Source organism: Acetobacter sp. AAB5 (genome assembly GCF_050106715.1).
Classification (GTDB): domain Bacteria; phylum Pseudomonadota; class Alphaproteobacteria; order Acetobacterales; family Acetobacteraceae; genus Acetobacter; species Acetobacter oryzifermentans.
Map to the genome: position 1 here is coordinate 249,831 of NZ_JBNIEW010000003.1, position 12,115 is coordinate 261,945.

At 53.9% G+C, this 12,115-nt stretch carries 12 protein-coding genes; 4 read left to right on the top strand and 8 right to left on the bottom strand.

Going from position 1 to position 12,115, the window contains the following annotated elements; genetic code table 11:
• Nucleotides 1-29 precede the first annotated feature (29 nt).
• Both ACP7IZ_RS05260 and ACP7IZ_RS05265 read left to right on the top strand, forming a co-directional pair.
• Nucleotides 30-788 carry an OB-fold nucleic acid binding domain-containing protein gene (locus ACP7IZ_RS05260; RefSeq protein WP_063353402.1) on the top strand — a complete coding sequence of 253 codons (759 nt, stop codon included), beginning with the start codon at nt 30-32 and terminating at the stop codon, nt 786-788.
• A gap of 132 nt (nt 789-920) precedes the next feature.
• Nucleotides 921-1,091, top strand: a complete 171-nt coding sequence (locus tag ACP7IZ_RS05265) for a DUF1328 domain-containing protein (protein WP_003623804.1) — start codon at nt 921-923, stop codon at nt 1,089-1,091.
• A 2-nt stretch (nt 1,092-1,093) separates the two neighbouring features.
• On the opposite strand, the gene ACP7IZ_RS05270 is transcribed toward ACP7IZ_RS05265, so the two are convergent.
• The 3 genes from ACP7IZ_RS05270 to ACP7IZ_RS05280 form a co-directional block, all read right to left on the bottom strand.
• Nucleotides 1,094-2,059 carry a DMT family transporter gene (locus tag ACP7IZ_RS05270; protein WP_426848132.1) on the bottom strand — a complete coding sequence of 322 codons (966 nt, stop codon included), beginning with the start codon at nt 2,057-2,059 and terminating at the stop codon, nt 1,094-1,096.
• A gap of 247 nt (nt 2,060-2,306) precedes the next feature.
• Nucleotides 2,307-4,367 (bottom strand): glycine--tRNA ligase subunit beta, encoded by a 2,061-nt coding sequence (gene glyS / locus ACP7IZ_RS05275; RefSeq protein WP_426848133.1) that lies wholly within the window; start codon nt 4,365-4,367, stop codon nt 2,307-2,309.
• A 4-nt stretch (nt 4,368-4,371) separates the two neighbouring features.
• The gene (locus ACP7IZ_RS05280) at nt 4,372-5,418 is read right to left on the bottom strand and encodes a glycine--tRNA ligase subunit alpha (protein ID WP_426848134.1); all 1,047 of its coding nucleotides are present in this window, start codon (nt 5,416-5,418) and stop codon (nt 4,372-4,374) included.
• A gap of 76 nt (nt 5,419-5,494) precedes the next feature.
• Here ACP7IZ_RS05280 and ACP7IZ_RS05285 point away from each other — a divergent pair, with 76 nt between their 5' ends.
• The gene (locus tag ACP7IZ_RS05285) at nt 5,495-6,325 is read left to right on the top strand and encodes a DUF2076 domain-containing protein (protein WP_426848135.1); all 831 of its coding nucleotides are present in this window, start codon (nt 5,495-5,497) and stop codon (nt 6,323-6,325) included.
• A gap of 39 nt (nt 6,326-6,364) precedes the next feature.
• On the opposite strand, the gene ACP7IZ_RS05290 is transcribed toward ACP7IZ_RS05285, so the two are convergent.
• The 4 genes from ACP7IZ_RS05290 to ACP7IZ_RS05305 all read right to left on the bottom strand — a co-directional run bounded on the left by ACP7IZ_RS05290 (nt 6,365) and on the right by ACP7IZ_RS05305 (nt 10,068).
• A complete protein-coding gene (locus ACP7IZ_RS05290) occupies nt 6,365-6,859 on the bottom strand; it encodes a helix-turn-helix domain-containing protein (protein WP_426848136.1) in 495 nt (164 codons plus the stop codon).
• A gap of 164 nt (nt 6,860-7,023) precedes the next feature.
• On the bottom strand, nt 7,024-8,670 hold the full coding sequence (gene lnt / locus ACP7IZ_RS05295) for an apolipoprotein N-acyltransferase (protein ID WP_426848137.1): 1,647 nt from the start codon (nt 8,668-8,670) through the stop codon (nt 7,024-7,026).
• A 64-nt stretch (nt 8,671-8,734) separates the two neighbouring features.
• Complete coding sequence (locus tag ACP7IZ_RS05300) at nt 8,735-9,583, bottom strand: GNAT family N-acetyltransferase (protein WP_035351195.1); 849 nt, start codon at nt 9,581-9,583, stop codon at nt 8,735-8,737.
• A complete protein-coding gene (locus ACP7IZ_RS05305; protein WP_006116856.1) occupies nt 9,580-10,068 on the bottom strand; it encodes a Fur family transcriptional regulator in 489 nt (162 codons plus the stop codon). The genes ACP7IZ_RS05300 and ACP7IZ_RS05305 overlap by 4 nt, the downstream gene beginning before the upstream one ends.
• 159 nt (nt 10,069-10,227) lie before the next feature.
• On the opposite strand from ACP7IZ_RS05305, the gene ACP7IZ_RS05310 reads away from it, so the two are divergent.
• Nucleotides 10,228-10,521, top strand: coding sequence for a sulfurtransferase TusA family protein (locus ACP7IZ_RS05310; RefSeq protein ID WP_003623789.1), 294 nt, complete (start codon nt 10,228-10,230; stop codon nt 10,519-10,521).
• Nucleotides 10,522-10,584: 63 nt separating this feature from the next.
• Here ACP7IZ_RS05310 and rho read toward each other — a convergent pair whose 3' ends face one another.
• Nucleotides 10,585-11,883, bottom strand: a complete 1,299-nt coding sequence (gene rho / locus ACP7IZ_RS05315) for a transcription termination factor Rho (RefSeq protein WP_426848138.1) — start codon at nt 11,881-11,883, stop codon at nt 10,585-10,587.
• Nucleotides 11,884-12,115: the final 232 nt, after the last annotated feature.

The window sequence follows — 12,115 nt, forward strand, 5'->3', positions numbered from 1 at the left end:
GGGGGCGGCGTTTCATAATCGGTTGGGCTATGCGCTATCTGCTTTCTTTGTCTGCTGCATTATTCGTGTCTTCCGTGGCTGTAGCTGCGCCGACGCATAAAACGCCTGCCTCTAAGGCAGAGTCCTTTTCTGCTAGGCAGACGCATACAGAAAAGCAGGCAGATGGTGTGTACGATCTTTCTGGCTTGCCTTCCTTTAGCGGTAAGGTGGCGCAGTTTCTGCCATCTCCGCATGGTGGGGTCTTTGGGCTGGTGCTTGAAGATGGCACGCAGGTTTTTGTCTCTCCCGAACAAACGCATGCATTGGCTGGGCTGGTTAAGCCGGGGGATGTTATTTCCATCCGTGGGTTAAAAGGGCGCACGCTGCCTATTATTCGGGCGTTTGGAATTACCAGCCCGCGTGGCCGTGGCATGCAGGATAACTTTATTGCCATGCCCGTGCATTCTACAGAAATGATTGCGGGCCCAGATTTGGTGCTGCACGGTGAAATCTGGCAGCAGCTTTACAATGCCAACGGAGAACTTTCAGGTGTGATTCTGAAAGATCACTCTGTGGTCTGCATTACCCCGCGTGAAGCTACGCGCGTTGCCAATCTGCTTGCCCCGGGGCAAATGCTCTATGCTGTTGGCACAGGTAGCAGTGGTGAACTGGGCACAGCTATTGATGCGCGAGAAATTGGTGCATCAGCCGAAAAAATGGTGGGTATTGCCGTGGGTGATGCCCCGCCACCCGGACCACCACCCGGCAGCCCGGCTTATGATATTATTCCCGGTGCAGAAGAACACTAAAACCACCTTTTAGGCGTGCAGCGTAAGCTCAAAGCGGTAACAGCAAACTGTTGCCGCTTTTGCGCGTTAGTCTTTCTACTACAGGCCAGTAACAGTCATGCGTGTTGACGTATGGCGGAAGGGAGAAAGTAGATGGCTATTTTACGCTGGGTTCTGATTTTTCTAATTTTTGCCCTTCTGGCATCCATATTCGGGTTTTCTGGCGCAGCAGGTAATTTTACAGAAATAGCAAAAATTTTGCTGTTTGTGTTTGTGGTGCTGCTGGTGATCAGCCTCTTTTTTGGCCGCACTCCCCGAACCTGATTTCAGGCTTTTTCAGATGTGTCATGTGGTGTGCGGTGTGCTGCCGTACACCACAACACACCTGTTATCAGGCAGATAATGGCGCAAAACTCTACAAGGCTTGGCCAGCGATGCGCCCATACAAAGCTGTAAAGTAGGGCAAACAGCGTTTCAAAAATTATCATCTGTCCGGAAAGCGTAAGCGGCAACAGGCGGGAAGCGCGGTTCCATAACCCGTTGGCCACCACAGAAGCCAGAAGCGCCGTAGCGCTGCATACACCCCAAAAACGTGCCCAATCTAACCAAGCATGGGGTGCGGCATGAAAAACAAAAGCAGGAATAACCAGCACAAGAGCCAATGCGCCGGTAACAACACCTGTTAGCAAAGACCAGTCATGATCGCTTACCGTAGAGGTTTTTAACAGCCAGCGTGTATTTTCAACGGCATATAATGTCCAAGATGCCAAAGCCCCCACAGCACAAAATAACCCGATAATTTGCGAAGAAAAAGCAACCGGATGCACGGGGGCGCTTGCAGCATGAGATGTAAAGCTGCGCGAAACAATAAGCAGAATGCCAATAACGCTTAAGCTCATGGGGGCGGCAATCTGTTTGATACGGATGTTACTGCCAGCGCGTATGCCCATCACCAATACAGCAATGGGTAAAAACCCAATAATAAGTGTGGTTACGGGGCCACCTACGGTTGTAATGGCCGTAGAAAGCAGAATGTAATACAGAATATTGCCCAGAATAGATAAGCGGATGAGCGCAATCCATTCGGCTTTTCCCAGAATTTTTTTAAGAATATTCCAACGGGGTAGCAGCAAAATTAGAGAAATCAGGCCGTAAACAATGTAGCGTCCGGCTGTCATTTGCAGAGATGTAAAATCATGCAGCAGCAGGGGAACAATAAATACAGTGCCCCATAACGCACCGCTTCCCATACCATTAAGCACACCAAGGGTGAGAGAGCGGGAAGACGTCATTCTATTCTACCATGCAAAAAACCGGAAAAAGCCAGTTCCGACTTTAATTTTGCCGGAGAAAGGTTTGTGCCTGTCTAAAAGAGTGTTGTGGCAAACACTATGCTTTTTACGGGTATCAGCTACACGCCTGTGTGCAACTCATTGTGTAGAAGTTTAGCCTACATGGGGCGTGCCAAAGCATATACTTGGCTTTGGCTGGCTTGCTGCTTTTGAGATGCAGCAAGCCAAACTCAAGCGATGCGGATAATTAACCTTCAATCTGGCTAAAATCTGCAATCAGCCGCATCATACGCACAACGCGGGAAAGCAGTTTCAGGCGGTTAAGCCGCAGTTCTGGTTCTGGGGCGTTTACCGTAACCACTTCAAAAAACTTATCCAGTGGTTCACGCAGGCTGGCGGCTTCACGCATAGCATCGGTAAAGCGTTCGGCGGCAAAGTCCTTTTCCACGGCAGGTTCCACACGTTCCAGCGCGTCAAACAGGGCGCGTTCCTCATCCTGTGTGAACAGGGCGGGGTCTGGGCTATCTTCGTGTGGGCCGTCTTTTTTGTCTTCAATCCGCAGAATGTTGGCCGCACGGCGCGTGGCGGCCAACAGGTTCTTGCCGTCTTCCGTTTCCAGCATATCCTGCAAGGCGTGGGCACGGGCTAGCAGACGCACGATATCCGTATCGGAATTATCGACGGAAATTGCAGCCAGACAGTCATGCCGTGCACCTTCGGAGCGCACCTGCACGCGCAGACGTTCCGCAATAAACTGTGGCAGCAGGTCCAGATCAGGCGCATCCTGCAAATCAGCAGGCAGGACTTCGGCTGCCAGAACAAACAGACGCACCAGATCAAGCCGCAGATTGTTTTCACGGATCAGGCGGATAATGCCCAATGCGGCACGGCGCAGACCGAACGGGTCTCCCGAACCGGAAGGTTTTTCACCAGCGGCAAAGAAAGCCACCAGCATATCAATCCGGTCGGCCAGCCCCAGCACAACAGAAACCGGCGCAGTTGGCACGGAATCACCGGGGCCGCGCGGGGTATATTGCTCACTAATAGCCTGAGCCACGGCAGCACTTTCGCCATCATGTTTAGCGTAGTAGCCGCCCATTACCCCCTGAAGTTCGGGGAATTCTCCAACCATGCCGGTTGTCAGGTCGGTTTTGCTCAGCTCTGCCGCGCGCTCGCAATCAGCTTTGGGTGCGCCCACCATATCGGCCAGAATACCGGCCAAACGCACCATACGGCGCGTGCGATCACCCTGTGATCCCAAGCTGGCATGGAAGGTAATGGAATCCAGCGCCTTCAGGCGGGAAGCCAGCGTTTGCTTGCGGTCCAGATCCCAGAAATGGCGGGCATCTGCAAAGCGCGCACGCAGCACGCGTTCATTGCCGGTAACAATTAGCGTGCCATCATCTGCGGGGATAATGTTGGCCACAAAAGCAAAACGCGGTGCAGCCGAACCATCGCTGTTGCGCAGGGCAAAATATCGCTGGTTCACGCGCATGGAAACCTGCATCACCTCGGCAGGCAGTTCCATAAACTGGGCATCAATCTGGCCAAGGAACGGCACAGGCCATTCTACCAGCCCAGCTACTTCGTCCACCAATCCAGAATCTGGCACAATCTGCAACCCTTCGGAGGCAGCCAGTGTGTTCAGGCCTTCTGTAATGGTTTTACGGCGTTCTGCCGCATCCACCATCACGTGGCGGTCATGCAAGGTTTTCCGCCATTCCGTAGCACTGGAAACAGCTACGGCACCGGGGTTGAGGAAGCGATGGCTTTCCGTAAGGTTGGAGGCTACCAGATTGTGCCCGTTATCTTCACCCTGAGCGAGGGAGAAAGGTATGGCTTCACCATCCAGAATGCACAGAATACGGCGTAGTGGGCGCACCCATGTAAAGCTGCTGCCAGCACCCCAACGCATGGATTTGGGCCAAGGGAAGCGCCGCAGCAGATCAGGCAGCACAGCCGCAATATGGGCCTGCGCGCTTACGGCAGGTTCTTCGCGCTCTAGCATCCAGAAGCCGTTTTGTAGTGTTAGCGCATCACGCGTAACACCATGCTTACGGGTAAAGCCATCAAGCGCTTTATCTGGTGCGCCTTCACGCGGGCCGCGTTCAGAAACCGTGCGGCCGGGCACTGTGGCATCAATGTTCAGGCTGGCGGCAATGCGGCGTGGGCCGGTGGCGGCCACGGCATTCTGTGGGTGCAGGGGGGTCAGAGCCTCGGTTAGCAGGCGCAGGAGGTTTTCCCCTGCCTGACTTTGCATCCGGGCTGGAATTTCTTCAGAGAACAGTTCTATCAGCAGTTCGGGCATTATCTTACTTGTCCTCGCCAGCCAGCCAGGTTTCACAGCATAGCTTGGCCAGATTACGCACTCGGGCAATATAGGCGGCGCGTTCGCTCACGCTGATAACGCCGCGCGCATCCAGCAGATTGAACAGATGGCTGGCCTTCAGGCATTGATCATACGCAGGCTGGGCCACTCCGGCTTCGGCCAGCGCCACGCTTTCTTTTTCCGCATCTGTAAAATGCTGGAACAGCAGGTCTGTGTTCGCCAGTTCAAAATTATGGCGGGAGTAATCTTTCTCAGCGCGTAGGAATACATCGCCATAGGTCAGGCCCGCGCCGTTGTAATCCAGATCGTACACGTTCTCCACGCCCTGCACATACATGGCCAGGCGTTCCAGCCCGTATGTTAGTTCGGTGGAAGGCAGGGTTACGGGAATACCGCCAACCTGCTGGAAATACGTAAACTGCGTGACTTCCATGCCATCGCACCATACTTCCCAACCAAGGCCCCATGCGCCGATGGTGGGGTTTTCCCAGTCATCTTCCACAAAGCGGATATCGTGCAGTTCGGGGTCAATCCCAATTGCGCGGTAGCTGTCTAGCAGCAGTTTCTGGCTTTCTTCCGGCGTGGGCTTGAGCAGAACCTGATACTGGTAATAGTGCTGCAAGCGGTTTGGGTTTTCCCCATAGCGGCCATCAGACGGGCGGCGGCAGGGCTGCACATAGGCGGCTTTCCACGGCTTGCTGCCAAGCGCGCGTAAGGTGGTATGGGGGGAAAGGGTGCCTGCACCAATTTCCTGATCATAGGGCTGAAGAATGGCGCATCCCTGTTTGGACCAGAACTGGTGAAGGGTCAGGATAAGATCCTGAAAGGAAAGAGGCCGCTCAGTGGGGCGGGCAGACGCCGGGTCCATGATCAGGGTGCTACTCCGGTAGGTTACGTTATAATGCAGCATATATATGCTGCATGCGGGCACACCATACAGCCCCATGCGCCGAACCGGAAGAGAAGGCAGGCCATGGTGCAATTCTTCCTGCGCAGGGCTTCTTGCATCGCGCTTGTATCCGCGCCACATCTTGGACAGAGTGTTGGCGTAAAAACAAAGGCTGTAGCCGCCAGCGTTAGGCCCAAAAGGGCAGGGAAGGTATGGGATGAATAACGACGAACGCGATCTGATCGAAAAATTCTTTGCGCGTGTAAGCGGCGCACCACAGGGTGGTTTTGCCAGCGTGCCTTCTACGCGGCCCAACCTGCCCCCAATAGACCCGGAAGCAGACCAGTTTATTGCGCAGGAATTCCAGAAATATCCGGAAGCCCGCTATCGCATCACCCAGATGGCAGTTGTGCAGGAAGCTGCGCTGGTAGAAGCGCAAAACCGTATTCAGCAGCTTCAGTTCCAGTTACAGCAAGCCCAACAAGCTTTGCAGCAGGCCCAGCAGCAGCAGGGTTCTGGGCAACAGAAATCGGGTGGTTTTTTTAGTGGCTTGTTTGGTGGTGGGCAGAATCCGCAGGCTCAGCCCCAACCGCAGCCAACCGCAGCGCCTCCGGGTTGGGGTGGCCGCCCTGCAGCAGCACCTATGCCGCCGCAATATCAGCCGCAGCCCATGCCTTATGGTATGCGCCCCTCTATGTTTCAGGGTGGTTCGGGCTTTTTGGGCAGTGCACTTTCCACAGCAACAGGTGTTGCTGGCGGCATGATGGCAGCCAATGCGTTAACCAGCCTTTTTAGCGGGCATCATGATGCCGGCGCTGCGGGCGGTGATGCTGGATGGGGTGGCGGTGCAGCCCCTACGGAAACCATTAACAATTATTATGGTGATGCAGGAGCAGGAGCCGGAGCAGCAGGCGCAGATCCTTTTGGTGGTGCAGGCACCAGCGCAGATCCGAATTTTGACGCAAACAGTTCTGACTGGGGCGGAGATGCTGGAGACGCCGGAGATGCAGGCGGAGATTGGGGTGGTGGAGACGATCAGAGCTTCTGATCCACCTACTAAAAAGGGCGGCTGTAAGGCCGCCCTTTTTTATCTGGATACGCTCATTGTTTGCATAAGCTCAAGAATTTTTCGGCGCATTTGCGCGTCTGGAATGCTGTAATACACGCGTACCAGCTCCAGTGTTTCCTGCTTTTTGAATATGTTTTTTGTATCTGATGTAGGTGCCGCGCTAACATTCTTGTCCGATGGCGCACCAAAGCTTTTGCGTGTTTCCGAAAAATGCGCCTGCTTATTGGAAACAGCTTCCGCAGAATGCATGTCATCAAAAAAGAAGCTGATCGGCACATCCAACGCACAGGCAATATGATACAATCGCGAAGCGCCTACCCGGTTTGCTCCACGTTCATATTTCTGGATCTGCTGGAAGGTAATTCCCAAAGCTTCTCCCAGTTTTTCCTGAGAGAGTCCCAACAATGTGCGGCGTAGTCTTATGCGTTTGCCAACATGGGCATCAATGGCACTGGCAGCAGCATGAGGCTGGATCATGGTGGTGTCGATCGGTTCCTGCTCCGTATGTTTCACGCCTCGAAACTTTTCCTGCTTTCACGAGGGAATATGCTCAAGAAGGTTAACATTTTATAAAGATGTTTGCCGTCTCCTCCAAAAGAAAAACAACGCAGACACCTGTTTAAAAGCGAACTGCGCCATAAAACTGAAAAAAACGGTGAACAGGAAATTAAGAAAAATCAGGCTTTGCTGCGCCGGATAGATGCGCCCAGCATCAGCAATGCACAGAATAGTAAAGGAACAGCTTGTCCGTAATGCCCGAAAAACGTGCGAGGAAGGGCCGCAGGCACAGCAGAAACAAGTACACCTGTTTTGTCCCACCCCAATTTGGCAAGAAGATGGCCTCTGCCATCAAAGGCAGCAGAAATACCTGTATTGGCAGCTCTTACGATTGGCAGCCCTTCTTCTACAGCGCGTAAGCGCACGGATTCCAAATGTTGGCGTGGGCCAGCACTGTTGCCGAACCATCCATCATTCGTGACATTGGCCAACCAGCGGGGGCGATCATGAGGGTTGGTCACATCGCCCGAAAAAATCACTTCGTAACAGATTAACGGGCCAACGGGTGGAATGTTGGCCAAATGCCATGTTTGTGGGCCAGGGCCAGCAGCCAATCCGCCCTGCGGTACAATCTGTAAAGGGATGAAGGAGGGTTGATATTCTCCAAAAGGCACAAGGCGTGCTTTATCATACACGGCACTTACGGCCCCATCGGGGGCCAAAGCCAAAACGGAATTACGGTAACGCCCGTTGTCATCCTGCCGGAGTGCACCAATAATTCCTGCATCGGTCCCCAAAGCCCAATCCATAATAACTTCTCGGGCCTTGGGCGTATCCTGCAACAGATCATAGCCGGGGAAAGAGGTTTCCGGCCACAAAAACACAATAGGGCGATAAGGTGCGCCAGAGGCTGCCTGCTGAATTTGTAATTGCCGCGCTTGCTGCACGCCTTGGGCTGTTAGGCGCAGGTAGCGCAAAAAGATATCTCTGGGGCGCAACCTGCCCACTTTTTCAGTTTCGGGCACATTGCCCTGAACCATAACAGCTATTGGGCCGGATTCGCCCTGAGGATAAATGCTGTAAAAGCGTGCGGCGCCCACACCAAGCCACAGCACAGAGGCAGCTATACAGCCCATATAAATTCTACGCCGAACCACAGGTATGCAATATGGGGCTGCCGCTTGTGGCGTAAACGGAATGCGCAGATGAAGGCTATCCAATAAGGCGTTGCCACATAGTAGGCTTGCCAATACAAGCGCCAAAGTTAGTCCATCTTCTCCTACCCATGCGGCAGGCTGGATGAGTATGTCCCCAACAGGGCCGGGTATGGCAAGGCAACTGCCCAGTGCATTCCACGTAAAGCCGCTGAATAAAAATGTGCGGCCCATATCAAAAACCGTCCATGCTCCGGCAAAAAATGCCAGACGGCGCAGCCCTGTGGGCACCAACATGCTGAGTGCTGCCGGTGCCCCCACCATTGGCGCAAGAATGAGGGCACACCCCATGGAAGGGAAAGGCACAAACCACCAGAACTCATCTGCACGGATCAGCACAGCATTGACCAGCCAGTAAAGCCCGGCTGTGTAAAAGCCAAAACCAAACAGGCAGCCCGCCCATGCGGCGTGTTTCCAACTTGTTGTGGTGTTGAGTATCCGGCCGAGTATGCCAAAAGTAAGCAACAATATGGGTAGGAAGTGCAAAGGGGGCAGAGCCAGCGCAGAAAGAGCGCCAACCCCCAGCATAAACCCTATAAAACGCCAATTGTTCCGCCAGCATCGGCGCAGGCGGTTATGCGCCGTTTGAAAAAACGCGGGCAGTTTTACCACGGCGCAAACCTTAGTTTACTGACTGACAGAAAAAGAAAACGGACGTTGAAAAAGCTGTCCGTTATCAGTCCAGAGCATCGCGCAGGCGGCGCTCGTAGTGCCTGTAATATTTATCTGCCAGTAGCTCACTTTTGACCAGAATGGCCACATCCGTAGTGTTGAACTGCGGGTCCACCACCGCGCCATCCCCCACATAACCACCTAGCCGCAGATAGCCTTTAATAAGTGGCGGTAGGCCAGCCAGGCACCGGCGCAGGTTTAGGCTGTGCGGGTCTGTGCGCAGCATTTCCACCTTCCGGTCTGGCAAAGCCCGCACACGCAGGGCCGGAGGGGCCAGATGGTTGTGGTACAGGTAGGTAAGCTCATTGGCCATTTTGTCCGGGTCCGTGCCCGGCAAGCTGGCGCAACCAAACAGCAGATCAATCTGATGCAGGAAAATGTAGGAGGCAATGCCCCGCCACAGCAGTTGCATGGCAGTGCGCCCACGGTAGTTTTTATCTACGCAGGACCGGCCCACTTCCAGCAATTTTCCGGGGAATTCCTTTAAGGGCGTAATGTCATATTCGCTGGAGGAATAAAAACGCCCGATTTTTTTTGCGGCGTCACTTTGCACCAGCCGGTATGTGCCCACCACGCCTCGTGCGTCCGAGGCAATGGAGTGGTCAATCACCAACAGATGGTCTGCCACATTATCAAATTCATCAATATCGCGTTTAAGGCGCAGGGTTTCGCCTTCTGGGCGGGCCCCCATTTCTTCATAAAAAACGCGATAGCGCAGGGCTTGGGCTGCTTCCAGCTCGGCCTCTGTTTCTGCAATGCGTACGCTCAGGGTGCCACCACGCAGTTCAGGAAAGCCTTTGCGTTCCAGATCCAGCGCAGAAAGTCCCCCTCCGTTATTGCGCGTTGCACTCATGCAGCATTTCCTTTCTGGCGGGCACGAGAGGATGTTTTGGTGCCCGGCTTTGCAGCGGATTTTTTGCGGCCAAACAGCTCAAGCCGCATGGAAACAAATTCAAAGCCCAACCGATCAGCCACTTTTTTCATCAAAGCTTCATGTTCGGGATCTTCAAACTCTATAACCTTCCCATTATCCACGTCTATCAGATGATAATGGTGCCGCCCATTTTCCGTTGCCTCATACCGTGCGCGCCCACCGCCGAAATCTCGGCGTTCCAGAATACCTTTTTCTTCCAGAAGCCTTACGGTGCGATACACCGTGGCCACTGAAATGCGGGAATCCAGTGTCAAGGCACGGCGGTACAGCTCTTCCACATCAGGGTGGTCGTCTGCTTCAGACAGAACACGCGCAATCACGCGCCGCTGTCCGGTCATTTTCAGGCCGTGTTCAACACACAGCTGCTCGATCCGCGATTCTGCCGACTGTGCCTTCAAGATCACAAATCCTGCTTTGAGTTACAATTTGTGTTTCAGGTTTCAGGTAGCCGAAAGTGATAGGGTTTGTCCAATTTTACACTCGCTGGCAGTTTTTTTATGCGATGCAGGCCCCTATCTTTTGCAGATGAGCTTACGTTTTTCGCCCTTTTATGGAGTTTCTGAATGACCCGTTCTGCTGCATACGTGCCTGATTTTAACGTGCAGGAAGAGCCACGCATTGCCGTTTTGGATATTACAACGGAAAAATGCCCCATGACATTTGTGCGCACGCGTCTGGCGCTGGATGGCCTGCCACCGGGCGGTTTGTTGGCTGTGCGCCTGAAGGGGGAAGAGCCGCTAAAAAACATCAGCCGGTCTGCTCGGGCGCTTGGGCATACCATTTTGTCCGATGTGCCGCAGCCCGATGGCAGTGTGGTGCTCACATTGCGCAAAAAACAGGAAACGCCTGCTTCGTAATCCGAAGCAGGCGCTCTGTAGAAATGAACTGACGGAAGGAAAGGCGAGAAAAAGCCTGCCCGGTCAGTTGTTCATGGCTTCAAAGAAGTCATTGTTGGTTTTGCTGTATTTCAGCTTGTCCAGCAGGAAGTCCATGGCGTCCATCGTGCCCATAGGGGCCAGAATACGGCGCAGAACCCACATTTTGGACAGTGTAGCCCGATCCACCAGCAGCTCTTCCTTACGGGTGCCGCTTTTGGTGATGTCGATTGCCGGGAAGGTGCGCTTGTCTGCCAGCTTACGATCCAGCACCAGTTCCGAGTTGCCCGTGCCTTTGAATTCTTCAAAGATCACTTCGTCCATGCGGCTGCCGGTATCAATCAGCGCCGTGGCGATAATGGTGAGAGAACCACCTTCTTCAATATTACGGGCGGCACCAAAAAAGCGCTTAGGCCGTTGCAGGGCGTTGGCATCCACACCCCCGGTCAGCACCTTGCCGGATGAGGGCACAACGGTGTTGTAGGCGCGGGCCAGACGGGTAATGGAATCCAGCAGGATCACCACATCGCGCTTGTGTTCAACAAGGCGCTTGGCTTTTTCCAGCACCATTTCCGTTACCTGCACGTGGCGGTGTGCGGGTTCGTCAAAGGTGGAGGCAATCACTTCACCGCGCACAGAGCGCGCCATGTCCGTAACTTCTTCCGGGCGTTCATCAATCAGCAGAACGATCAGGAAAACTTCCGGATGGTTGGCGCTGATGGAAGAGGCAATGCTTTGCAGCATAACCGTTTTGCCCGAGCGAGGCGGGGCCACAATAAGGGCGCGCTGGCCCATACCAATGGGGGAAACAAGATCGATAACGCGCGGGGTAAAGTCTTTCTGCGCGCCTTTCTTGCCTTTTTCGGATTTGGGTTCCGGGGCTGTTGCCTGGCTTTCCACTTCCATCTGAAGGCGACGTTCAGGGTAAAGTGGGGTCAGGTTATCAAAGTTGATTCGGTGGCGTACGGCATCCGGTGGCTCAAAGTTGATCGTGTTGATCTTGAGCATGGAGAAGTAGCGTTCACCATCACGCGGGGCGCGAATCTGGCCCTCTACCGTATCACCTGTGCGCAGGGCAAAGCGGCGCACCTGTGTGGGGGAGATATAAATATCATCCGGGCCGGGAAGGTAGTTTGATTCGGGGGAACGCAGGTAACCAAACCCGTCGTGCATGATTTCAAGCGTGCCTTCGCCGTAGATCGCCTGGTCGTTATCGGCCAGCGCCTTCAGGATGGCAAACATCATGTCCTGCTTACGCAGGGATGACGCGTTTTCAATATTCAGGTCTTCAGCGCAGGCCAGAAGATCCGCTGGGGATTTGGCCTTGAGTTCCGCAAGATGCATCTAGGAAATGCCCTGACTGGCAAAAGTTCATAAGGAATATGTCAGGATTTCTCATGCCATCGGCTGCCGGAAGCGCGCGGCTGCGGCAAATAGGCACCTTGCTGGAAGGTGATGCCGGGGCAGAATAATCCAGACTAAAGGGAGGATGCACTGGGCAGGTGAAGTCAGCCAGTACTATGGGGCCGCATAATAACGGCGGCCAGATGTATCGTCAATAACCTTGTGGTGTGGG

What these genes read in the sequence shown, in the direction of transcription:
- ACP7IZ_RS05260 (WP_063353402.1), top strand. Translation starts at nt 30, where the DNA reads ATGCGCTATCTGCTTTCTTTGTCTGCTGCATTATTCGTGTCTTCCGTG.
- rho (WP_426848138.1), bottom strand. Translation starts at nt 11,883, where the DNA reads ATGCATCTTGCGGAACTCAAGGCCAAATCCCCAGCGGATCTTCTGGCC.
- ACP7IZ_RS05265 (WP_003623804.1), top strand. Translation starts at nt 921, where the DNA reads ATGGCTATTTTACGCTGGGTTCTGATTTTTCTAATTTTTGCCCTTCTG.
- ACP7IZ_RS05310 (WP_003623789.1), top strand. Translation starts at nt 10,228, where the DNA reads ATGACCCGTTCTGCTGCATACGTGCCTGATTTTAACGTGCAGGAAGAG.
- ACP7IZ_RS05300 (WP_035351195.1), bottom strand. Translation starts at nt 9,583, where the DNA reads ATGAGTGCAACGCGCAATAACGGAGGGGGACTTTCTGCGCTGGATCTG.
- glyS (WP_426848133.1), bottom strand. Translation starts at nt 4,367, where the DNA reads ATGCCCGAACTGCTGATAGAACTGTTCTCTGAAGAAATTCCAGCCCGG.
- ACP7IZ_RS05285 (WP_426848135.1), top strand. Translation starts at nt 5,495, where the DNA reads ATGAATAACGACGAACGCGATCTGATCGAAAAATTCTTTGCGCGTGTA.
- ACP7IZ_RS05280 (WP_426848134.1), bottom strand. Translation starts at nt 5,418, where the DNA reads ATGTGGCGCGGATACAAGCGCGATGCAAGAAGCCCTGCGCAGGAAGAA.
- ACP7IZ_RS05270 (WP_426848132.1), bottom strand. Translation starts at nt 2,059, where the DNA reads ATGACGTCTTCCCGCTCTCTCACCCTTGGTGTGCTTAATGGTATGGGA.